Origin of the sequence: Streptomyces fodineus (assembly GCF_001735805.1) — a bacterium.
Classification (GTDB): domain Bacteria; phylum Actinomycetota; class Actinomycetes; order Streptomycetales; family Streptomycetaceae; genus Streptomyces; species Streptomyces fodineus.
This window is the reverse complement of the sequence record NZ_CP017248.1, coordinates 2,212,579-2,233,985: the sequence shown is the minus strand read 5'-3', so window position 1 is coordinate 2,233,985 and position 21,407 is coordinate 2,212,579. Positions and strand designations below refer to the sequence as shown.

19 protein-coding genes and 1 pseudogene are annotated in these 21,407 nt (G+C 72.6%); 18 read left to right on the top strand and 2 right to left on the bottom strand.

The genetic code is table 11. From position 1 onward, the window contains the following. Positions 1-36: 36 nt before the first annotated feature. From BFF78_RS08995 to BFF78_RS08950, 10 genes are all read left to right on the top strand, one after another. Positions 37-372 (top strand): hypothetical protein, encoded by a 336-nt coding sequence (locus BFF78_RS08995; RefSeq protein ID WP_069783472.1) that lies wholly within the window; start codon positions 37-39, stop codon positions 370-372. Positions 373-650: 278 nt separating this feature from the next. Then, entirely contained in the window at positions 651-2,030 is a 1,380-nt protein-coding gene (locus BFF78_RS08990) for a family 2B encapsulin nanocompartment shell protein (protein ID WP_069777811.1), read from the top strand. Further along, positions 2,017-3,270, top strand: coding sequence for a cysteine desulfurase (locus BFF78_RS08985; RefSeq protein ID WP_079161229.1), 1,254 nt, complete (start codon positions 2,017-2,019; stop codon positions 3,268-3,270). Before BFF78_RS08990 ends, BFF78_RS08985 begins: the two co-directional genes overlap by 14 nt. Positions 3,271-3,414: 144 nt before the next feature. Next, positions 3,415-4,248 (top strand): M55 family metallopeptidase, encoded by an 834-nt coding sequence (locus tag BFF78_RS08980; protein WP_069777810.1) that lies wholly within the window; start codon positions 3,415-3,417, stop codon positions 4,246-4,248. Further along, positions 4,241-5,545: a M20/M25/M40 family metallo-hydrolase gene (locus BFF78_RS08975; RefSeq protein ID WP_069777809.1), complete on the top strand. Its 1,305-nt coding sequence runs from the start codon at positions 4,241-4,243 to the stop codon at positions 5,543-5,545. Before BFF78_RS08980 ends, BFF78_RS08975 begins: the two co-directional genes overlap by 8 nt. A gap of 3 nt (positions 5,546-5,548) precedes the next feature. Then, complete coding sequence (locus BFF78_RS08970) at positions 5,549-7,513, top strand: prolyl oligopeptidase family serine peptidase (RefSeq protein WP_069777808.1); 1,965 nt, start codon at positions 5,549-5,551, stop codon at positions 7,511-7,513. Continuing rightward, entirely contained in the window at positions 7,510-8,433 is a 924-nt protein-coding gene (locus tag BFF78_RS08965; protein WP_069777807.1) for a S66 peptidase family protein, read from the top strand. Before BFF78_RS08970 ends, BFF78_RS08965 begins: the two co-directional genes overlap by 4 nt. 74 nt (positions 8,434-8,507) lie before the next feature. Further along, the gene (locus tag BFF78_RS08960; RefSeq protein ID WP_079161228.1) at positions 8,508-10,352 is read left to right on the top strand and encodes a CocE/NonD family hydrolase; all 1,845 of its coding nucleotides are present in this window, start codon (positions 8,508-8,510) and stop codon (positions 10,350-10,352) included. 85 nt (positions 10,353-10,437) lie between these two features. Further along, complete coding sequence (locus BFF78_RS08955) at positions 10,438-10,992, top strand: GNAT family N-acetyltransferase (protein WP_069777806.1); 555 nt, start codon at positions 10,438-10,440, stop codon at positions 10,990-10,992. Positions 10,993-11,055: 63 nt separating this feature from the next. Continuing rightward, a complete protein-coding gene (locus BFF78_RS08950; RefSeq protein ID WP_069777805.1) occupies positions 11,056-13,017 on the top strand; it encodes a DUF5107 domain-containing protein in 1,962 nt (653 codons plus the stop codon). Between the two features lie 9 nt (positions 13,018-13,026). Here BFF78_RS08950 and BFF78_RS08945 read toward each other — a convergent pair whose 3' ends face one another. Then, positions 13,027-13,374: a VOC family protein gene (locus tag BFF78_RS08945; RefSeq protein ID WP_069777804.1), complete on the bottom strand. Its 348-nt coding sequence runs from the start codon at positions 13,372-13,374 to the stop codon at positions 13,027-13,029. An 80-nt stretch (positions 13,375-13,454) separates the two neighbouring features. Here BFF78_RS08945 and BFF78_RS08940 point away from each other — a divergent pair, with 80 nt between their 5' ends. Continuing rightward, positions 13,455-13,874 carry a phage holin family protein gene (locus BFF78_RS08940; RefSeq protein ID WP_069777803.1) on the top strand — a complete coding sequence of 140 codons (420 nt, stop codon included), beginning with the start codon at positions 13,455-13,457 and terminating at the stop codon, positions 13,872-13,874. Positions 13,875-13,931: 57 nt separating this feature from the next. Here BFF78_RS08940 and BFF78_RS08935 read toward each other — a convergent pair whose 3' ends face one another. After that, positions 13,932-14,888, bottom strand: coding sequence for a TIGR03557 family F420-dependent LLM class oxidoreductase (locus tag BFF78_RS08935; RefSeq protein WP_069777802.1), 957 nt, complete (start codon positions 14,886-14,888; stop codon positions 13,932-13,934). A 217-nt stretch (positions 14,889-15,105) separates the two neighbouring features. Between BFF78_RS08935 and BFF78_RS08930 the strand changes: the two genes are divergently transcribed. The 7 genes and pseudogenes from BFF78_RS08930 to BFF78_RS08900 all read left to right on the top strand — a co-directional run bounded on the left by BFF78_RS08930 (position 15,106) and on the right by BFF78_RS08900 (position 21,407). Further along, positions 15,106-16,575, top strand: a complete 1,470-nt coding sequence (locus BFF78_RS08930; RefSeq protein ID WP_193433430.1) for an NAD(P)/FAD-dependent oxidoreductase — start codon at positions 15,106-15,108, stop codon at positions 16,573-16,575. Positions 16,576-16,618: 43 nt separating this feature from the next. Next, positions 16,619-18,466: a transketolase gene (locus BFF78_RS08925; protein WP_069777800.1), complete on the top strand. Its 1,848-nt coding sequence runs from the start codon at positions 16,619-16,621 to the stop codon at positions 18,464-18,466. Beyond that, positions 18,463-19,396: pseudogene (gene ligD, locus BFF78_RS08920) on the top strand (non-homologous end-joining DNA ligase). Before BFF78_RS08925 ends, ligD begins: the two are co-directional and overlap by 4 nt. 105 nt (positions 19,397-19,501) lie before the next feature. After that, positions 19,502-19,870 carry a gas vesicle protein GvpO gene (gene gvpO / locus BFF78_RS08915; protein WP_079161227.1) on the top strand — a complete coding sequence of 123 codons (369 nt, stop codon included), beginning with the start codon at positions 19,502-19,504 and terminating at the stop codon, positions 19,868-19,870. A 62-nt stretch (positions 19,871-19,932) separates the two neighbouring features. Beyond that, a complete protein-coding gene (locus BFF78_RS08910) occupies positions 19,933-20,352 on the top strand; it encodes a gas vesicle structural protein GvpA (protein WP_069777798.1) in 420 nt (139 codons plus the stop codon). Continuing rightward, the gene (locus BFF78_RS08905; RefSeq protein ID WP_069777797.1) at positions 20,349-21,119 is read left to right on the top strand and encodes a GvpL/GvpF family gas vesicle protein; all 771 of its coding nucleotides are present in this window, start codon (positions 20,349-20,351) and stop codon (positions 21,117-21,119) included. Before BFF78_RS08910 ends, BFF78_RS08905 begins: the two co-directional genes overlap by 4 nt. 30 nt (positions 21,120-21,149) lie before the next feature. Continuing rightward, the gene (locus BFF78_RS08900) at positions 21,150-21,407 is read left to right on the top strand and encodes a gas vesicle protein GvpG (RefSeq protein ID WP_069777796.1); all 258 of its coding nucleotides are present in this window, start codon (positions 21,150-21,152) and stop codon (positions 21,405-21,407) included.

Genomic DNA, 21,407 nt, shown 5'->3' with positions numbered 1-21,407 from the left:
CGAGCCACCTCTGAGGCAGGCGAAAGGGCGGATCTCATGGACGGCGCAGAACTCGTCGAAAGACTCCGCGAGGCGGCCGTTCCCGAGGCGTTCTACGAGATTGCCGGTGTCCACGATGTGCCCGTGCAACCGGACGCCTACTACTTCCTGCGCCCTGAGGCGGATGCCTGGACCGTCGGCTTGCGTCAACGCTCCAAGGACAGCGTCATACGGCGTTTCGCCACCGAGGCCGAAGCCTGCCAGTACCTCTACGACACTCTCACCCGGTTGCCCTCCCGTCCTTCAGGGCCGGTAGAGCCCCTGGAGAAGCTCCTCGCGAACACCGAGGAGATCCAGCGACAGGCGTGGGAGGACTTCTGGCGTCACCAATAACTGTCCCTTTGGGATTCACAAAGTATTTATATGAGATGAAATTCGGCCCTTTGCGGATGATTTGAAGGTACGGCGGCCCCCGTGCCGGTAGAAAATCCCCGTCACCCTCGCGTGCCGCGACCTGCGGCGACAAAGGCTGCTCGGGTGTGCGTGCGGCTCTCGAAGCTGTGTGCGGACGGCGATTCCCGCCATGAGCGGATAAATGCTCTCTTGTGATGAACCGGTCGACGGGAAGACGATCCCTCCTCGTGCCATCGCCCTACCTGCGAGGAGTTCTCATGAGTGAGCGGTTGAGCCTCGGCCCGGATGCCGCACGGCAACTCGCCAACACGACCAAGACGACACCGCAGATGCGGGGCATCACGCCGCGCTATCTGCTGCGCGCGCTGCCCTGGGTGGACGTCGAGTCCGGCGTCTACCGGGTCAACCGGCGCCGTACGTACGTCCTGGGCGACGACCGCATCAGCACGACCGACGACGCCACGCCGCGCGTCATCGCGGGCGATCTCCGGGAACTGCCGTACCTGCGCGAGGCGGACGACACACTGCTGGAGGAACTGGCCGGCGCGTTCACGCAGGTGTGCTTCGAGCCGGGCGAGGTGCTGGCCCAGGAGGGCGTCCCGGCCGACCGGTTGTGGGTGATCGTGCACGGGCGCGCGGAGAAGCGCGCGACCGGGCAGTACGGCGCGGACGCGCTCCTCGACGTCATCGGCGACGGCCAGTTCTTCGACCTCGGCACCTGGACCCGCGCCGAGGCCATGCCGTACCGGGTGCAGGCGCTGACCGCCGGTGTCGCCCTCTGCCTGGAGCGCACGGAACTCGCCCGGCTCAGCGAGCGGGACGGCACCTTACGAGGCGCGGTGGACGCGTACGTCGCCGGCGCCGACGTCATGGCCGGTGCCGAGGTCCCCGTCGACCTCACCGCGGGACACGACGGCGAGCCGGACCTGCCGGGGACGTTCGTCGACTACGAGGACACGCCCCGCGAGTACCACATGACGCTCGCGCAGACCGTGCTGCGCGTGCACACCCGCGTCGCCGACCTCTACAACGGGCCGATCGACCAGACACGGGCCCAGGCCAACCTCACCGTGCACGCACTGCGCGAGCGGCAGGAAGCCTCGATGCTGTACCACCCGGAGTTCGGGCTCTTCCACAACGTCGCCCCCGGCCAGCGCGTACAGACGCGCACCGGCGCGCCCACCCCCGACGACCTGGACGAGCTGCTGACGCGGGTGTGGAAGCAGCCCGCGTACTTCCTCGCCCACCCGAAGGCGATCGCGGCGTTCGGCCGGGAATGTACGCGCCGGGGCGTGCCCCCGGTGATCGAGAACCGCTTCGGCAGCCCGCTGCTGACCTGGCGCGGGGTGCCGCTGCTGCCGTCGGACAAGGTGCGGTTCTCCGGGGGCGCGGGCGTGGGTACGACCGAGATCCTGCTGATGCGGCTGGGGGAGGCGGAACAGGGCGTGGTGGGCCTGCGGCCCTCGAAGGTCCCCGACGAGGTCGAGCCGGGCCTGGCGATGAAGAACATGGGCGTGGACCAGAAGGGCATCACGTCGTACCTGATGACGGCGTACTTCAACGCGGCGGTACTGGTGGAGGACGCGCTCGCGGTGCTCCAGAACGTCGAGGTGTCCAAGTACCATGACTACTCCTGACGTTCCCCGGCCGTCCGGCGCCTCCCAGGGCTTCTCGCCCGAGGCGGCCCGCCGGGACGTACCGATCCTGCACCGGACGGTCAACGGCCACCCGCTGATCTGGCTGGACAACGGCGCCACCACGCACAAGCCCCGGCAGGTGATCGAGACGCTGGCGGCGTTCTACGCTTCCGCCAACTCCAACATCCACCGGGGCGCGCACACCATGGCGCGCGAGGCGACGGAGATGTACGAGACGGGCCGGGCCACGGTCGCGCGGTTCCTGGGCGCGCCCTCGCCCGAGAGCATCGTCTTCGTCCGGGGAACGACCGAGGCGATCAACCTGGTCGCGCAGAGCTGGGGGCGCGCCCATCTCGGCCCCGGCGACGACGTCCTGGTACCGGTGCTGGAGCACCACGCGAACATCGTGCCCTGGCAGTCGGTGGCCAAGGAGACACGGGCCCGCGTCGTACCCGTACCCCTGCGGCCGGACGGCAGCATCGACCAGGACGCGTACGCCGATCTGCTCTCCGCGCGCACCCGGCTCGTGGTCATCAGCCACGCCTCGAACGTCCTCGGCACCGTGCCACCGGTGCGGGAGATGACGGCGCTGGCCCACCGCTACCAGGCGAAGGTGCTGGTGGACGGGGCACAGGCCGTGGCCCACTTTCCCGTCGACGTACAGGAGTTGGACGCCGACTTCTACACCTTCTCCGGCCACAAGATCTACGCGCCCACGGGCATCGGCGCCCTGTACGCCAGGCCGGAGATCCTCCGGACCATGGCGCCGTGGCAGTCGGGCGGCAACATGATCGAGTCGGTGAGCTTCGACCGTACGACGTACGCCCCGGCCCCGCACCGCTTCGAAGCCGGCACCGGCCACATCTGCGGTGTGGCCGGCCTGCTGTCCGCCCTCGACTGGCTGACGGCCTTCGACCGCAAGGCGGTGGCGGACTACGAGACGCAGCTCATGGCCTACGCACAGGAGGCCCTGGCCAAGGTCCCGGGCCTCGCACTGCTGGGCGCGGCGGCCGAGCGGATCGGCGTACTGACCTTCACCCTGCCCGGCCACACCCCGACCGAGATCGCCGACTGGCTGGACGGCGAGGGCATCGCCATCCGGGCCGGCCACCACTGCGCCCAGCCGGCCCTGGCCCACTACGGCCTCGACTCGGCGGCCCGCGCGTCGCTGGCGCTGTACAACACGAGGGAGGAGGTGGACCGGCTGGTGGCGTCGCTGCTGGAGCTGAAGGCCGCCTGAGACCGGATGCCCGGCGGCCCCGTACGGGGCTGATGGGCCTGCCCGTACGACCTCGGCCAGGGGTGTACGGGCAGGACCATCCGGTGAGCCCCATGTCCGCCGCCTCGTAGGAAGTTTCCTCGCCAGCGCGTAACGTGAAGCACCATGAAGATCCTCATCAGTGCCGACATGGAGGGAGCCACGGGTGTCACCTGGCCGGCCGATGTGCTGCCGGGGACGCCGCAGTGGGAGCGGTGCCGGGGGATGTTCACCTCGGACGTGAACGCCGCCGTGCAGGGTTTCTTCGACGGCGGGGCAGAGCACGTCCTCGTCAACGAGGCCCACTGGACCATGCGCAACCTGCTGCTGGAGCGGCTCGACGACCGGGTCGAGATGCTCACCGGGCGGCACAAGGCGCTGTCGATGGTGGAGGGTGTGCAGCACGGCGACGTCGACGGCATCGCGTTCGTCGGCTACCACGCGGGCGCCGGCATGGAGGGCGTCCTCGCCCACACCTATCTCGCCAACCAGATCACCGGGGTGTGGCTCAACGACGTCCGCGCCAGCGAGGGTCTGCTCAACGCGCACGTCGTCGCCGAGTACGGCGTACCCGTCGTCCTCGTCACCGGCGACGACCTCGCCTGCGAGGACGCGCTCGGGTACGCACCGGAGGCCCTGAAGGTCGCGGTGAAGGACCATGTGTCCCGGTATGCGGCGGTGTGCCGGACACCCGCGCGCACCGCCGCCGACATCCGCGCCGCCGCGAAGGAGGCCGCCCGGCTGGCGGCGCGTCACGCGCCCGTCGAGGCCGGGCCGTTCACGGTCGCGGTGGAGTTCGACGCCGAGCACCTGGCGATGGCCGCCACCGTGGTGCCCGGGGTCGCGCGCATCGGGGAGCGGAAGGTGGCGTACACCAGCGCCACCATGTATGAGGGGATCCGGACGTTCAAGGCGGTCACCACGATCGTCTCCGCCGCCGTGGAGGAGCAGTATGGCTGACCAGCAGGCCCTCGACGAGGTGGTGGAGTTCACCTCCGGACTGATCCGGATCGACACCACCAACCGGGGTGGCGGGGACTGCCGGGAGCGGCCCGCCGCGGAGTACGCGGCCGAGCGGCTGGCCGGGGCGGGACTGGAACCGGTGCTGCTGGAGCGGACACCGGGGCGCACCAACGTCGTCGCGCGGATCGAGGGTACCGACCCGTCCGCCGACGCGCTGCTGGTCCACGGTCACCTCGACGTGGTGCCCGCGGAGGCCGCCGACTGGAGCGTGCACCCGTTCTCCGGCGAGATCCGCGGCGGGGTGGTGTGGGGGCGGGGCGCCGTCGACATGAAGAACATGGACGCGATGATCCTCGCCGTCGTGCGTGCCTGGGCCCGGGAGGGCGTACGGCCGCGCCGGGACATCGTCGTCGCGTTCACCGCCGACGAGGAGGCCAGCGCCGAGGACGGCTCCGGGTTCCTCGCCGACCACCACCCCGGGCTGTTCGAGGGCTGCACCGAGGGCATCAGCGAGTCCGGGGCCTTCACCTTCCACGACGGCGCCGGCCGGCAGCTCTACCCCATCGCGGCGGGGGAGCGGGGCACCGGCTGGCTCAAGCTCACCGCGCGCGGCCGGGCCGGGCACGGCTCCAAGGTGAACAAGGACAACGCGGTGACCCGGCTGGCGGCCGCCGTCACCCGCATCGGCGAGCACGAGTGGCGCCTCAGGCTCACCCCGACCGTGCGGGCCGCACTCACCGAACTCGCCGCCCTGTACGGCGTCGAACCCGACTTCTCGGACGTGGACCTGCTGCTGGAGAAGCTCGGCCCGGCGGCGGCGCTGGTCGAGGCGACGCTGCGCAACAGCACCAACCCGACGATGCTGGAGGCCGGTTACAAGCTGAACGTGATCCCCGGCGAGGCGGTCGCCTACGTCGACGGGCGCTATCTGCCGGGCGCCGAGGAGGAGTTCAGCACCACCCTCGACCACCTGACCGGACCCGGCGTGAGCTGGGAGTTCGCGCACCGGGAGGTGGCCCTTCAGGCGCCGGTGGACTCGCCGACCTTCGCCAGGATGCGGGCCGCCGTGCGGGAGTTCGCGCCCGAAGGGCACGTGGTGCCGTACTGCATGTCCGGCGGCACGGACGCCAAGCAGTTCTCCCGGCTCGGCATCACCGGCTATGGTTTCGCCCCGCTGAAGCTGCCCGAAGGCCTCGACTACCAGGCGCTGTTCCACGGCGTGGACGAGCGGGTGCCCGTCGAGGCGCTGCACTTCGGCGTCCGGGTGCTCGACCGCTTCCTGCGGACGGCCTAAGGGATGGGGGACGAGGCGCGGACGGCGCCGTACGGATCGTGGCCGTCGCCGGTCGACGCGGCCCTGGCCGCCGCGCACGACGGACAGCCGGAGTGGGTCGGCTTCGTCGGGGACGAGGTCTGGTGGACCGAGCCCCGGCCGGCCGAGGGCGGCCGGCGGACGCTGGTGCGGCGGACGGCCGAGGGCGCGGAGCAGCCCGTGCTGCCCGCCCCGTGGAACGTGCGCAACCGGGTGGTGGAGTACGGCGGCCGCCCGTGGACCGGGGCGATGCGCGACGGTGGGCCGCTCGTGGTGTTCACACACTTCGCCGACCAGCGGCTGTACCGGTACGAGCCCGGCGGCGAGCCGCGCCCGCTGACTCCCGTGTCCCCGGTGGGCGGGGGACTGCGCTGGGCGGACCCCCATCTGGACCTGGCGCGCGGCGAGGTGTGGTGCGTGCTGGAGGAGTTCACCGGGGACGGTCCCTCGGACGTACGGCGGGTCCTCGCGGCCGTACCGCTGGACGGGTCCGCCGCCGAGGACCGGTCCGCCGTGCGTGAACTCACCGACGGCCGGCACCGGTTCGTCACCGGCCCCCGCGTCTCGCCGGACGGGCGCCGGGCGGCCTGGCTCGCCTGGGACCATCCGCGCATGCCGTGGGACGGGACGGAACTGCTCGTCGGCGAGATCGGTGCCGACGGCCTCCTGTATACCGTCCACACGGTGGCCGGCGGGCCGGAGGAGTCGATCGCCCAGGCCGAATGGTCCGCGGACAACCGTCTTCTGTATGCAAGCGACCGCAGCGGCTGGTGGAACCTGTACCGGGACGGCACCCCGCTGTGCCCGCGCGAGGAGGAGTTCGCCGGGCCGCTGTGGAAGCCGGGTCTGCGCTGGTTCGCGCCGCTGGACAACGGTCTGGTCGCGGCCGTACACGGTCGGGGGTCGACCGTACTCGGGATATTGGATACAGAATCCGGGGAGATCGCCGACATCGCCGGACCGTGGACCGAGTTCGGCGCCACCCTCGCCGTGCACGGCGGACGCGTCGTCGGCGTCGGCGCCTGCCCCCGTACCGCGTACGAAGTGGTCGAGCTGGACACCCCCACCGGCCGGGCCCGCGCCATCGGCGCCCGGCACCGGGATGCCGTCGACCCCGCGTACTACCCCGAGCCGCGGATCCGCACCTTCACCGGACCGGACGGCCGGGAGGTGCACGCCCACGTCCATCCGCCGCACCACCCCGAACGGACCGCGCCCGACGGCGCGCCGGCGCCGTACGTCATCTGGGCGCACGGCGGCCCGACCGGCCGGGCGCCGCTCGTGCTGGACCTGACGATCGCCTACTTCACCTCCCGTGGCATCGGGGTCGCCGAGGTGAACTACGGTGGCTCCACCGGATACGGGCGGGCCTACCGGGAGCGGCTGCGCGAGCAGTGGGGCGTGGTCGACGTCGAGGACTGCGCGGCGGTCGCCCGCGCCCTCGCCGAGGAGGGCACCGCCGACCCGCACCGGCTCGCGATCCGCGGCGGCAGCGCGGGCGGCTGGACCGCCGCCGCCTCCCTGACCAGCACCGACGTCTATGCCTGCGGCACGATCCTGTACCCGGTGCTCGACCTGGCCACCTGGGGCCCGGGGGAGACCCACGACTTCGAGTCCCGCTACCTGGAGTCGCTGATCGGCCCGCTCGCCGAGGTGCCGGCCCGGTACGCCGACCGGTCGCCGACCGCGCACGCCGACCGGCTCACCGTGCCGTTCCTGCTGCTCCAGGGCCTGGACGACGTGATCTGCCCGCCCGCGCAGTGCGCGCGTTTCCTCGACCGGATCGCGGGCCGGGGGGTGCCGCACGCCTATCTGGCCTTCGAGGGGGAGGGGCACGGGTTCCGGCGGGCCGAGACCATGGTGCGCGCCCTGGAGGCCGAACTCTCCCTGTACGCCCAGGTGTTCGGGCTTGACGTGCCCGATGTGCCGAGACTGGAGCTGGAGACGTGAAGGAACTGACTCGGCCCGAGCGGCTGGCCCCGGGAGCCCGGGTGGCCGTCGTCGCCACCAGCGGGCCGGTGCCCGAGGAACGGCTCCAGGCGGGGCTCGACGTGCTGCGCGGCTGGGACCTCGACCCGGTCGTGGCACCCCATGTGCTCGACAGGCACGGCGAGTTGGGCTACCTCGCGGGCAGTGACGCCGGCCGGGCGGCGGACCTGCAGGCGGCCTGGTGCGACCCGTCCGTGGCCGCGGTCATGTGTGCCCGTGGCGGCTACGGCGCCCAGCGCATGGTCGACCTGCTGGACTGGGAGGCGATGCGCGCTGCCGGGCCCAAGGTGTTCGTCGGCTTCAGCGACGTCACCGTCCTGCACCAGGCGTTCGCCACCCGGCTCGGCCTGGTCAGCCTGTACGGACCGGCCGCCGCCGGGGTCGACTTCGTCAAGAGCGCCCGCGCCCAGGAACATCTGCGGGCGACCCTGTTCGCTCCGGAGACGGCGCGGACGCTCGCTTCGGCCGGGGCGGCGCTGACACCGGGGCGGGCCCGAGGGGTGACGCTCGGCGGCTGTCTGAGCCTGCTGGCCGCCGACCTCGGCACCCCGTCCGCCCGGCCCGGCGCCCGGGGCGGGCTGCTCCTCCTGGAGGACGTGGGCGAAGCGCCGTACCGCGTCGACCGGTTGCTGACCCAGCTGCTGCGCTCCGGCTGGCTCGACGGGGTCGCCGGGATCGGGCTCGGATCCTGGCGCGACTGCGGCCCGTACGAGCAACTGCGCGCGGTCCTCGCCGACCGGCTCGGCGGACTCGGTGTGCCCGTCGTCGAGGAACTGGGGTTCGGGCACCGCGACGACGCGATGACGGTCCCGTTCGGGGCGGCCGCCGAGCTGGACGCCGATTCCGGCACGTTGACGCTGGACCAGACCGCGCTGCGCTGAACCGCCATCTACTGAATCGCTGTCAATAAACCACACCTACAGGGGATTGACCGGCACCTGACACGTGCAACAGCATGCTCTCGGCCAGTACCTATTGGTCGGTATTCGCGTGCCTCAGCGTGGAGGTCCCCGTGCCCCGACCGGCGCCCCGCCGTGTCTCCCGATCCCGAGCCGCCCTCCTCGGCGCGGCCCTCACCACATCCCTCGCGCTCAGCGCCGGCCCGGCCCACGCGGGCGGCCGGTACACCGTCACCTCGCTGACCTTCACCGTACGGGCGGGCGGCCGCAGTTGCGCGGTCGACGCCGACCTGTACCGGCCCGCCGGAGCGGACCACGCGCACCCCGCGCCCGCCGTGCTCGCCACCAACGGCTTCGGCGGCAGCAAGTCCGACGGCTCCACCGACGCCATCGGCAAGGCCTTCGCCGAGCGCGGTTACGTCTCCCTCGTCTACTCCGGCCTCGGCTTCGGCCGCTCCGGCTGCCTGATCTCCCTCGACGACCCCCGCATCGACGGCGCGGCAGCCTCCCGACTGGTCGACTTCCTCGGCGGCAAGCGCTCCGCCGACGACGGCACCCGCGCCGACTTCGTCACCCTCGACGCCCCCGGCGACCCCCGCGTCGGCATGATCGGCGGCTCCTACGGCGGCGCCGTGCAGACCGCCACGGCCTCGGCCGACCACCGCATCGACGCCCTCGTCCCACTCCTCACCTGGAACGACCTCGCCTACTCCCTGGACCCGAACAACGCCGTCGGTGCGCGCGAGGTGCCCGGTGCCTTCAAGTGGCAGTGGACGAACGGCTTCTACCTGATCGGCGAGAGCCAGCCGCTGACCACGCCGAGCCTCGACCCGTCCCGGATCAACTCGCTGGCCTGTCTGCACTTCGTCTCCCAGGTCTGCGACACCGTGCGCACGCTCGACTCCGGCAGCTACCCGCCCGATCGCACCGCCCGGCTGCTCGCCTACGCCCGCAGCGTCTCCCCGGCGAGCTACCTGCCCCGTGTGCAGGCGCCCACCCTGCTCGTCCAGGGCCAGGCCGACACCCTGTTCAACCTCAACGAGGCGACGGCCGGTTACCGCACGCTCCGGGCCCAGGGCACCCCGACCGCGCTGATCTGGCAGTCCTGGGGCCACAGCGGCGGCCGCACCGCCCCCGCGGCCGGTGAACTCAACCTGTCCCAGGGCAACCTGGAGGCCAGTTATGTCGGCCGGCGCATCCTCGCCTGGTTCGACCGCTACCTGAGGAAGGACGGCACCACCGGCACCGGCCCCGCCTTCGCCTACTACCGGGACTGGATCACCGACCCCGCCCACACCTACGCCACCGGCGACCACGTCCCCGCCCTCAGCCGGACCCTCTACCTCTCCGGAGACGGCAAGCTGGTCGACAACCGTGCGAAAGTGGCCCGCGGCAGCCGCGGTTACACCAACCAGCTCCTTCCCACGAGCCATTCGGAGAACTCCCTGGCCGGCACCATCGGCCTGCCCGACCCGGCGCCGTACGACACCCAGGGCACCTATCTCGCCTGGACCGGCTCCACGCTCACCCGGAGCCTCGACGTCGCCGGCGCCCCGCAGGTCACCCTCAAGGTCGTCTCCCCGACGGCCGAACGCACCCAGAACTCCGGCGACGCCGCCGACCGGCTGGTGCTGTTCGCCAAGCTCTACGACGTCGCACCCGACGGCACCCAGACGCTGGTGCACCGGCTCGTCGCACCGGTCCGGGTACCCGACGTGACCAGGAGCTTCACCGTCACCCTGCCGGGCATCGTGCACCGGTACGCGCCCGGACACCGGCTGCGGTTCGTGATCGCGGCCAGCGACGACGCGTACGTCGGGAACCGGGGGATCAAGCCGGTCACCGTGGTCAGCGCGCCCGGGGACACCGGGGTGCTGCGGCTGCCCGTCGTCGGCGGCTGAACCGGCCCGGGGCGCCGCCCGCCACGCCCCCGACCGGGCCGTTTTTCACGAGACGGCACCGACGGGGGCGCCGTAAGCTGACTGGATGCCGCACACCGCACCCCACTACCTCGCCGAGGGCCCCCGCGTCGCCATCCGGCACTTCACCCTCGAGGACGGCCCGGAGTTCACCGCGCGGACCCGCGAGAGCAAGGACCTGCACCGGCCCTGGCTGTTCCCGCCGGACACCGACGAGGCCTACACCGCCTACGCGGGCCGGCTGATCGAGGACCCGACCAAGGCCGGGTTCCTGGTGTGCGAGAAGGACGGCGGGGACATCGCCGGCTTCATCAACATCAACAACATCGTGCGTGGCGGCTTCCAGTGCGGTGCCCTCGGCTACGGCGCCTTCGCGCACGCCGCCGGGCGCGGCCTGATGCGCGAGGGACTCGACCTGGTCATCGGGTACGCCTTCGGACCGCTGGGGCTGCACCGGCTGGAGATCAACGTGCAGCCCGAGAACACCGCCTCCGTCGCGATGGCGCGCGGCGCCGGGTTCCGGCTGGAGGGGTTCTCCCCGGACATGCTCCACATCGACGGCGCCTGGCGCGACCACGAACGCTGGGCGCTGACCGCCGAGATGCGCAACACCCCTGCCTGAACACACCCTTTGCGCAATCCTGACCGGCGCATCCCCTGGCCGACTCGGCGCACGCCGGGTTCCATGGTGATCGTGACGAGGATCCGACGTGAGGTACTGACGCTGCCCGCCGCGCGGTTGGGCCCGGACAACCCCCTGCCCCCGCTGCGCCCCCTCGACGAGGTCCACCGCATCGAGGACCGCGACCGGGACGGCATGCCCGGGGACATGGCCCGCCAGCTCGGCTACGAGCCGCTGCGCAGCCTGCTCCCGGTCCGCGTCCGCGACGGATACGACAGAACCCGCGAGCCCCGCGCCCTCGACGCCCTCGTGATCGAGAACGACCGGCTGCGGGCCACCGTCCTGCCCGGCCTCGGCGGCCGGATCGCCTCCCTGCTCCACCTGCCCACCGGACGCGAACTCCTCTACCGCAACCCGGTGTTCCAGCCGGCCAACTTCGCCCTCAACGGCGCCTGGTACTCAGGCGGCATCGAATGGAACATCGGCGCCACCGGCCACACCACCCTCTCCTGCGCACCCCTGCACGCCGCCCGCGTCCCCGCCCCCGACGGCGGCGAGATGCTGCGCCTGTGGGAGTGGGAGCGCCTGCGCGACCTGCCGTTCCAAGTCGACCTGTGGCTGCCCGACGGCTCCGACTTCCTCTACGTCGGCGTCCGCGTCCGCAACCCGCACGAGCGGCCGGTGCCGGCCTACTGGTGGTCCAACATCGCAGTGCCGGAGGAGTGCCGGGTCCTGGCCCCCGCCGAGGAGGCCTGGCATTTCGGCTACGAGCGCCGCTTGCGCCGCGTGCCCGTCCCGTCGTACGACGGCATCGACCGCACGCACCCCCTCAACAGCCCCTATGCCGCAGACTACTTCTACGAGGTGCCGGACGGCCGCCGCCGCTGGATCGCCGCGCTGGACGCCGACGGTCACGGGCTGGTGCAGACCTCCACCGACACCCTGCGCGGCCGCAAGCTCTTCGTCTGGGGCCATCTGCCCGGCGGGCGGCGCTGGCAGGAGTGGCTGACCGAACCCGGCACCGGCGGCTACTGCGAGATCCAGGCCGGGCTCGCCCGCACCCAGCTGGAACACGTCCGCCTGGAGGCCGAGAGCGAGGTGTCCTGGCTGGAGGCGTACGGCCCGCTCGACGCACCGCCCGCGGGGGAGTGGACCGGGGCCGTCCGGGGCGCCGAGGAACGCCTGGAGTCCGCCCTGCCACGCGCCCGCGTCGACGAGGCGTACGCGGCCTGGCAGCCGTGCGCCGACACCGAACCCGGCGAGATCCTGGCCGCCGGATCCGGCTGGGGCGCGCTCGAAGTGCTGCGCGCCGACTGGAAGCTGCCCGGCACCCCGTTCCCCGAGGCCACCCTCGGCGAGGCCCAGGCGCCCTGGCGGGAACTGCTGCGCACCGGCTCCCTGCCCGAGCCGCGCCGGGTACGGCCGCCCGGCGAGACCCTGGTCGCCCCGCACTGGCGGGACATGCTGGAGACCGCCCCGGCCGGCCCGCACACCGAGTACCACCTCGGCGTCGCCCAGTGGCACGCCGGCGACCGCGCCCAGGCCGTCCGCAGCTGGGAGCGCGCCCTCCCGCTCGCCCCGTCCCTCTGGCCACTGCTGCGCTGCCTGGCCGTCGCCGACCAGGACTTCGGCCACCACCAGCGGGCCGCCGAACGGTACGCGGACGCCTTCGACGACCTGTGCCGCGAGCGGCGCGACGACGGCGAGACCTGGACCGCCGCCGTGGCCGCGCTCGGCCGGGAAACCCTGCAGGCGCTGCTCCGGGTGCGCCGCACGGCGGACGCCCGCGCCGTGTGGGACCGGCTGCTGCCCGCCGTCCGCCGACGCGGCCGGTTCCGGCTGCTGGAGGCCGAACTGCTGCTCGCCGAGGGACGCTACGGCGAGGCGCGGGCCGTGTTCGACGCGGGGTTCGAGGTCGCCGACCTGCGCGAGGGCGAGGAGGTGCTCGGCCGGCTGTGGTCCCGGCTCACCGACGAGCCTCTCCCCGCCGGCCACGACTTCCGGATGCGGCCGGACCCGGCCTGAACCGCGGGCTCAGGTCCGCTGGTCGACGTACTCGAAGACCGACCCGTCCGGATGCATCGCGAGAAGATTCCGGCCCCCCGGTGTCGGCACCGGCCCCGCGAGGATCCGGGCGCCGAGCTCCGTCAACAGCCCGTGGGCCTCCTCGACATCCTTCACCGCGATGGTCGCCGCCACCTTCCGCAGGATCTCCAGTTCCTCCTCCGGCCCGCTCATCAGCAGAAAGGAGCCGATCGCGGCCACCTGGACCCCACCGCGCTCGAACCGCTGGGCTCTGCCGCCGGCCAGACGCTCGTAGAAGGGGACCGCGGTCTCGATGTCGTCGACGCAGATACGCAGCGAGGCGCCCAGAATCTCCATGCGCCAGAGCCTAGTTGGGGTGGCCGGGGTCGTGCAGGGCGCCCGTGTTACCGGCTGTGCCCGGCGGGTACCCGCAGGGTATGAACGGTTCCGAACATCTGGAACACCTGGACAAGCACCTCGTCGAGGAACTGGCACAGGTGGCACGCGAGACGGTACGCGACGAGCTGCGCGAGCAGACCCGCAAGCGGCGCCGCGCCGCCATGCTCTACGCCGCGTCCGGCGCCGCCGCCCTGTACGCGGGCGCCGCTGTGGCCCTGGCGCTGGGCCTCGCCCTGGCGATCGGCCTGCCCGGCTGGGCGGCGGCCCTGATCACGGCGGCGATCCTGGGCGCGGTGGCCTTCGTGCTCCGCGGTGCCGCCCACCCGAGGCACCACCACCCCTCGCCCCCGGCTCACGTCATCGGCGGCACCCCACCGGCCGGCCCACCGAGCGGCCTCGGGCTGCCCTATCCGCCGATGCCGAAGGAGCCGCCCCAGACCCCCGATCACAGGGCCTGACCACGCCTGACCACGGGGGCCGACCACAGGGCCCGAGGCCCGGGTCGGCCCCTGGTCTCACCCGCCGAGCCGGGGCAGCACCTTCGTCCGGTAGAAGTCGAAGAACCCCCGCTGATCGGCACTGATCTGATTCACGTACACCCGGTCGAACCCGGCATCGGCGAACGCCGCCAGTGCGGACACATGCTGCTCGGCATCGTCCCCGCACACGACCTTCTCGCGCACCATGTCCTCGCTCACCAGCTCGTGCAGCTGCTCGAAGTGCCGCGGCGCCGGCAGCACCTGCCCCATCTCGCCGGGCAGCAGCTCGTTGTACCAGAGCGAATGCACCGTACGGACGCACTCCTCGCGGTCGGTGCCGTAACACACCTTCGTCCCGCCGCTGACCGGCTTCGTGCCGCCCCCGCCCTTGCGGAACCGCGCGACCATCGCCTCCTGCGGCGCCATCGTGATGTAGCCGTCGCCCACCCGGGCGGCGAGCGACGTCGCCTTCGGCCCGAAGCCGGAGATGTCGATCGGAACGGGCTCGCCGGGGACGGTGTAGAGGCGGGCGTTGTCCACGGTGTAATGCGTGCCCCGGTGGTTGACCTCCTCGCCGGTGAACAGCCGGCGCATCACCTGGACGGCCTCCTCCAGCATCTCCAGACGGACATGCAGCGGCGGCCAGCGGTCGCCGAGGATGTGCTCGTTCAGCGCCTCTCCGGTGCCGACGCCGAGCCGGAAGCGGCCCTCCGTCAGCACCGCGCTGGTCGCCGTGGCCTGCGCCGTCACCGCCGGATGCATCCGCACCGTCGGGCAGGTGACCGCCGTCTCGATCGGCAGCGACACCGCCTTCGACAGGGCGCCGATCACCGACCACACGAACGGGCTCTGCCCCTGCGCGTCGTTCCACGGGTGGAAGTGGTCGGAGATCCACAGCGCCCGGAAGCCGGCCTGCTCGGCCATCCGGGCCTGCTCGACGAGAGCGGCGGGGTCGTGCTCCTCGCCCGCCAGAAAATAGCCGTACTCGGGCATGGAGGACCTCCGCGCGGGCGAAGCCGGTCCGGTGTGAGCTGGTCCGGTGCGATCGGGTTCCGGGCCGGGTAGCCGGCGCCCGGCGGGCGAAACGCCGTGGGCGCGGCGCGGCGTTCGGGTGCTCCGACCGGCGGACGGGTGACCCGCCCGGCGTTTGGGTGCCCCGGCCCCGGTTACGCGGAAAGCCTCGGACGAGCCACACCGCCGGAGGCGCACCGTGAGCCGACCTCATGTCGTGATCGTCGGCGCCGGTTTCGCCGGGTACCGGGCTGCGCGCACACTGGCCCGCCTGACCCGGAACCGGGCCGACATCACCCTGCTGAACCCGACCGACTACTTCCTGTATCTGCCGCTGCTGCCCCAGGTCTCCGCGGGCATCCTGGAGGCCCGCAGGGTCACCGTGTCACTGCCGGGCACCCTGCACGGGGTGCGGCTGGTGCTCGGCGAGGCGGACCACATCGACCTCGACGGGCACAGTGTCCACTACACCGACCCCGAGGGCGGCGCCGGCAGTCTCGGCTACGACCGGCTGGTGCTGTGCGTCGGCAGCGTCAACAAGCTGCTGCCCATCCCTGGGGTTGCCGAGCACGCGCACGGCTTCCGCGGGCTGCCGGAGGCGCTGTATCTGCGTGACCACGTGACCCGGCAGGTGGAACTCGCCGCCGCGGAGGACGACCCGAAGACCTGCGCCGCCCGGTGCACCTTCGTGGTGGTCGGCGCCGGCTACACCGGCACCGAGGTCGCCGCGCACATGCAGCTGCTCACCGACCGGCTGGCCCGCCGCGGCCCGCTGCCCGGCGGCGTACGGCCGCGCTGGCTGCTGCTGGACGTGGCCGAGCGCGTGCTGCCGGAGCTGGACGAGCGGCTGTCCCGCACGGCCGACCGGGTGCTGCGCGCCCGCGGTGTCGACGTGCGGATGGGCACGTCGGTGAAGGAGGCCACGCACGACGGGGTGCTGCTCACCGACGGCGAGTTCGTCGCCTCGCGGACCCTGGTGTGGTGTGTCGGGGTGCGCCCCGATCCGCTGGTCGAGGCGGTCGGGCAGCCCCTGGAGCGGGGCCGCCTGATCGTGGACCCCTATCTCCGGGTGCCGAGCCGGCCCGAGGTGTTCGCCTGCGGGGACGCGGCCGCCGTACCCGACCTGGAGCGGCCGGGGAACGGGGGGTCCGAAGGCCCGGATTGGCCCAGCACGCCGATGACGGCCCAGCACGCGTGGCGGCAGGGCCGGGTGGCCGGGGAGAACGTGGCCGCCTCGCTAGGTCTCGGGCGGCGCCGGCGGCCGTACCGCCATCGCGACCTGGGTTTCGCGGTCGACCTCGGCGGGATGCGGGCCGCCGCCAACCCCTTCGGCATCCCGCTGTCCGGCCCGGCGGCCGGCGCCGTCACCCGTGGCTACCACCTGGCCGCGCTGCCCGGCAACCGCGTCCGGGTCGCCGCCGACTGGCTGCTGGACGCCGTACTGCCGTGCCAGGGCGTCCAGTTGGGCCTCGTACGGTCCTGGTCGGTCCCGCTGGACACGGCCTCCCCGGAGCTGGCACGCGTGCCGGGCGGGCCGGAACGGCCGCGACGGGCGGGCGAACCGGAACGCGCGAGCGAACCCCCCGCCACCGGGCGCGGGGGCCGGGGGGACCACCCCGCCCCCGGCCCCGTCAAGCGCACCGACCCCCCGGACCCCGCCGCCCCCTGATCCCGCGGACCGCGACCCCCTTCGACTCTGTGCAAGGAGACTCATGAACGCCGACGAACTCGCCGAACTGGGACAGCAGTTGCGTGTGGACAGCGTGCGGGCTTCCGCCGCCGCGGGATCCGGGCACCCCACGTCCTCGATGTCCGCCGCCGATCTGATGGCCGTGCTGCTCGCCCGCCATCTGCGCTACGACTTCGAACGCCCCGAACACCCCGCCAACGACCGTTTCGTGCTGTCCAAGGGCCACGCCTCGCCCCTGCTGTACGCCGTGTACAAGGCGGCCGGTGCCATCGAGGACGGCGAGCTGCTCACCTTCCGCAAGCTGGGCAGCCGGCTCGAAGGACACCCGACGCCCCGGCGGCTGCCCTGGGTGGAGACGGCCACCGGATCCCTCGGCCAGGGCCTGCCCGTCGGCGTCGGCATCGCCCTCACCGGCAAGCGCCTGGACCGCGTCGGCTACCGGGTGTGGGTGCTGTGCGGCGACAGCGAGCTGGCGGAGGGCTCGGTCTGGGAGGCCGCCGAACACGCCGGGCACGAGCACCTGGACAACCTGATTGCCATCGTGGACGTCAACCGGCTCGGCCAGCGCGGCCCCACCCGGCACGGCCACCACCTGGACGCCTACGCCCGCCGCTTCCAGGCCTTCGGCTGGCACACCATCGAGATCGACGGCCATGACGTCGACAAGATCGACCGGGCTTACGGCGAGGCGCTGTCCACCACCGGGCAGCCCGTGGTGATCCTCGCCCGCACCCTCAAGGGCAAGGGCGTCGCCGCCGTCGAGGACCTCGAGGGCCACCACGGCAAGCCGCTGCCGGACGCCGAGGCGGCCGTCGCCGAGCTCGGCGGACCGCGCACGCTGCACGTCCGGGTCGGCGAGCCGCCGGCCGCCGCCGCGCTGCGCGACCTGACCACCGAGGTGCTCCAGCTCCCGCGCTACGACCCGGGCGAGCAGGTCGCGACCCGGGACGCCTTCGGCGCGGCCCTCGCCGCGCTCGGCAGCGCCCGCGGCGATGTCGTGGCCCTGGACGGCGAGGTCGGCGACTCCACCCGCACCGAGGAGTTCGCCAAGGCCCACCCCGACCGGTTCTTCGAGTGCTACATCGCCGAGCAGCAGCTGGTCGCCGCGGCCGTCGGCATGGCCACGCGGGGCTATCTGCCGTACGCCTCGACGTTCGCCGCGTTCCTCACCCGCGCCCACGATTTCGTGCGGATGGCGTCCATCAGCGGTGCCGGCATCAACCTGGTCGGCTCGCACGCCGGGGTCGCGATCGGGCAGGACGGGCCCTCGCAGATGGGTCTGGAGGACCTGGCGATGTTCCGTGCCGTGTACGGCGCGACCGTGCTGTATCCGTGCGACGCCAACCAGACCGCCCGGCTGGTCGCGGCCATGGCCGGCCTCGACGGCGTCCGCTATCTGCGCACCTCGCGCGGCAAGACACCGGTGATCTACGGCCCCGAGGAGGAGTTCCCGGTCGGCGGCAGCAAGACGCTCCGCGCCGGCGAGGAGGACCGGCTGACGGTCGTCGCGGCCGGGGTCACCGTGCCCGAGGCGCTGGCCGCGGCCGACCGGCTCGCCGAGGAGGGCATCCCGGTGCGGGTGATCGACCTGTACTCCGTCAAGCCCGCCGACGTGGGCACGCTGCGGCGGGCCGCCGAGGAGACCGGCTGCCTGCTCACCGTGGAGGACCACCACGCCGAGGGCGGCCTCGGCGACGCGGTCGCGGAGGCCTTCGGCGACGGACGGCCCGTGCCCCGGCTGGTCCGGCTCGCGGTGCGCACCATGCCCGGCTCGGCCGCGCCCGACGAACAGCTGCACGCGGCCGGCATCGACGCCGCCGGCATCACGGCGGCGGCGAAACTGCTGATCGAGGAGGCGGTCCCGCGATGAGCGACGGCGCGCGGTCCATACGGGCCGGCCGCCGCACGGTGCAGATCCAGCGGCCGGGGAAGGCCCTCTTCCCCGGCGGCGGGGGCGCCAAGGAGTACACCAAGGGCGATCTCGCCGACTGCTACCGGTCCGTCGCCCCCCCACATGCTGCCGCATCTGCGGGGCCGTCCGCTGATGCTGGAGCGGTACCCGGACGGTCTCGACGCCCAGCGGTTCATGCAGAAGAACATCCCGGAGCACTATCCGGACTGGATCACCCGCGCCGAGGTCGCCAAGGAGGGCGGTACGGTCACGCACGCCGTGTGCGACGACACCGCCACCCTCCTCCACCTCGCCGACCAGGCCTGCATCACCCTGCACCGCTGGCTGTCGCGCACCGACCGCGCCGCCGGTCCCGACCACCCCGACCCGCTCGTCTTCGACCTCGATCCCCCCGGGCGACGACTTCGCCCAAGTGCGCGAGGCGGCCGTCCGGTTGAGGGTGCTGCTGGACGAACTGGAGCTGCCCGCCGCCCCGATGACCACCGGCGCGCGCGGACTCCATCTCGTCGTCCGCCTCGACGGCCGCGCCGACTTCGACGAGGTCCGTGAATTCGCCCGTGACGTGGCCGAGTTGCTGGCGTCCCGGCATCCGGACCGGCTCACCACCGCCGCCCGCAAGGAGGACCGCGGCGACCGTCTCTACCTCGATGTGCAGCGCAATGCCTACGCGCAGACCGCCGTCGCCCCCTACACCGTGCGCGCTTTGCTGGGCGCATCCGTCGCGGTGCCTCTAGCCTGGGAAGAGGTGGCTGATCCCGGCGTCGACGCCCGCCACTGGACGGTCGCCGACGCTGTGGACCGGGCGCGATCGGACCCCTGGGCCGGTCTGCCGCACCGCGGCCGTCCCTGAAAACCGCCCGTAGTCGGCTCGGCGCACTGTGTAGCTGACCCACATGTCCCCTCCGACCAGCCACGGAGGCCGGCAGGCGGCACGTGATGGCTTCCGGAGGTTTGGCCAGGGGCGTGGCGGCCACCCGCAGGGGAGAGGTGGCCATGTCGAACGCAAACAACACATCGCAGTCACAAGGTTCACGTAAGTCACACGACTCACAGGAATCACACAACACCACAGAGCACGCGGCGGACGACCGCCGTCCCCGCCCCATGGAGGTGCTGCGCCAGGCGCGCGCCCAGCTCGCCGAACTCACCGGTCTCGCTCCCGAGTCGGTGTCCTCGTTCGAGCAGACGGAGGACGGGTGGTTGCTGGAGGTCGAGGTCCTCGAACTGGTGAGGGTTCCCGACACCATGAGCCTGATGGCGAGCTACCAGGTCGAACTCGACCCGGAGGGCCAGATCAGCGGCTACCGGCGCGTGCGCCGCTACGAACGCGGCAGGGCCGATCCGCGTGGCGGCGGCCGTTAGGCCACCGTCCGCGCACGGACCGAAAACCGCGCACCGACTAGCCAGGAGGAGGAAACGCCGGCATGACCGTTGTCCCGGCACAGCAGACCGGAGGCGGAGGCGGCAGCAGCGGCCTCTACGACGTGCTCGAGCTGGTCCTCGACAGAGGGCTCGTGATCGACGCGTTCGTGCGCGTCTCCCTGGTCGGCATCGAGATCCTGAAGATCGACGTCCGTGTCGTCGTCGCCAGCGTCGACACCTATCTGCGTTTCGCCGAGGCGTGCAACCGCCTCGACCTGGAGTCCGGCCCGAGCAAGAGCCCGGGGCTCCCCGAGATCGTCGGCGAGGTCACCGAGTCCGGTGCCCGCGGCAAGTCCAAGGGCGCCCTGTCCGGCGCGGCGGAGACCATATCCGACGCCTTCAAGCAGGCCCGTGACGAGGGCGGCGAGGCCCGGCCGCGCGCCCGTAAGGCCCCCGCCCGCCGGAAGGAGGAGCAGGAGTGAGCACGTACGTCTACGGCATCACCGCCCGGTCCCACCCCTCTCTTCCCGCCGGCATGACCGGCGTGGGCGAGCCGCCGCTGCCGGTGCGGGTCCTCACGGCCGGCGAGCTGGCCGCCGTGGTCAGCGACGCCCCCGAGGGGCTGCGGCCCAAGCGCCGGGACCTGCTCGCCCACCAGAACGTGCTCGCCGAGACCGGCGCGGGCGGCTGTGTGCTGCCCATGCGGTTCGGGAACCTGGCCCCCGACGACGACACCGTGACCCAGGTGCTCGCCGAGCGCGCGGACCACTACCTGGAGCGGCTGCGCGAGCTGGACGGCAAGGTCGAGTACAACGTCAAGGCCACCCATGTCGAAGAGGCCGTCCTGCACCTGGTAATGGCCGAGAACGCGGACGCCCGCGCGCTGGCCGAGGCCAACCGGCGCGCCGGGGGCGGCAGTTACGACGACAAGCTCCGGCTCGGCGAGCTGGTCGCCGCCGCCGTCAAGGGCAAGGAGACCGAGGACGCCACCGCGGTGCAGGACGCGCTGACCCCGACCGCGGCGGCGGTCCGTGTGGGCCCCGAGTCCACCGGCTGGCTCCTCAACGTCTCGTTCCTGGTGGCCCGGGACACGGCCGAGGACTTCCTCGCCGCGGTCGAGCAGGTCCGCAAGAGCCACCCTCACCTCGACCTGCGGGTCAACGGTCCCCTGCCGCCGTACAGCTTCGTCGAGCCCGGCCCGGCCGAGCCCGCGGGCAGCACGGTCGGTGCGGACGCCGGCGCGCATTAGTACCGGCGGCCCGAGCGGAAGGAGAACACCATGGGACTGATCAGCGAAGTGCTCATGCTGCCGTTCGCACCCGTGCGCGGCAGCGCGTGGGCGATCAGGCAGGTGGTGCGCGAGGCGGAACGGATCTACTACGACCCCGCCACCGTGAGGGCCGAACTCGCCAGCCTCGAGGAGCGGTTGGAGGCGGGGGAGATCACCGAGGAGGAGTTCGACCATCAGGAGGACGAACTGCTCGACCGGCTGGAGACGGCCATGCGCTCCGGCGACACCACAGGCAACGGGACGTGA

What these genes read in the sequence shown, in the direction of transcription:
- BFF78_RS08980 (WP_069777810.1), top strand. Translation starts at nt 3,415, where the DNA reads ATGAAGATCCTCATCAGTGCCGACATGGAGGGAGCCACGGGTGTCACC.
- BFF78_RS08935 (WP_069777802.1), bottom strand. Translation starts at nt 14,888, where the DNA reads ATGCCCGAGTACGGCTATTTTCTGGCGGGCGAGGAGCACGACCCCGCC.
- BFF78_RS08925 (WP_069777800.1), top strand. Translation starts at nt 16,619, where the DNA reads ATGAACGCCGACGAACTCGCCGAACTGGGACAGCAGTTGCGTGTGGAC.
- BFF78_RS08970 (WP_069777808.1), top strand. Translation starts at nt 5,549, where the DNA reads ATGGGGGACGAGGCGCGGACGGCGCCGTACGGATCGTGGCCGTCGCCG.
- BFF78_RS08985 (WP_079161229.1), top strand. Translation starts at nt 2,017, where the DNA reads ATGACTACTCCTGACGTTCCCCGGCCGTCCGGCGCCTCCCAGGGCTTC.
- gvpO (WP_079161227.1), top strand. Translation starts at nt 19,502, where the DNA reads ATGTCGAACGCAAACAACACATCGCAGTCACAAGGTTCACGTAAGTCA.
- BFF78_RS08990 (WP_069777811.1), top strand. Translation starts at nt 651, where the DNA reads ATGAGTGAGCGGTTGAGCCTCGGCCCGGATGCCGCACGGCAACTCGCC.
- BFF78_RS08960 (WP_079161228.1), top strand. Translation starts at nt 8,508, where the DNA reads ATGCTCTCGGCCAGTACCTATTGGTCGGTATTCGCGTGCCTCAGCGTG.
- BFF78_RS08900 (WP_069777796.1), top strand. Translation starts at nt 21,150, where the DNA reads ATGGGACTGATCAGCGAAGTGCTCATGCTGCCGTTCGCACCCGTGCGC.
- BFF78_RS08955 (WP_069777806.1), top strand. Translation starts at nt 10,438, where the DNA reads ATGCCGCACACCGCACCCCACTACCTCGCCGAGGGCCCCCGCGTCGCC.
- BFF78_RS08940 (WP_069777803.1), top strand. Translation starts at nt 13,455, where the DNA reads ATGAACGGTTCCGAACATCTGGAACACCTGGACAAGCACCTCGTCGAG.
- BFF78_RS08995 (WP_069783472.1), top strand. Translation starts at nt 37, where the DNA reads ATGGACGGCGCAGAACTCGTCGAAAGACTCCGCGAGGCGGCCGTTCCC.
- BFF78_RS08950 (WP_069777805.1), top strand. Translation starts at nt 11,056, where the DNA reads ATGGTGATCGTGACGAGGATCCGACGTGAGGTACTGACGCTGCCCGCC.
- BFF78_RS08945 (WP_069777804.1), bottom strand. Translation starts at nt 13,374, where the DNA reads ATGGAGATTCTGGGCGCCTCGCTGCGTATCTGCGTCGACGACATCGAG.
- BFF78_RS08910 (WP_069777798.1), top strand. Translation starts at nt 19,933, where the DNA reads ATGACCGTTGTCCCGGCACAGCAGACCGGAGGCGGAGGCGGCAGCAGC.
- BFF78_RS08975 (WP_069777809.1), top strand. Translation starts at nt 4,241, where the DNA reads ATGGCTGACCAGCAGGCCCTCGACGAGGTGGTGGAGTTCACCTCCGGA.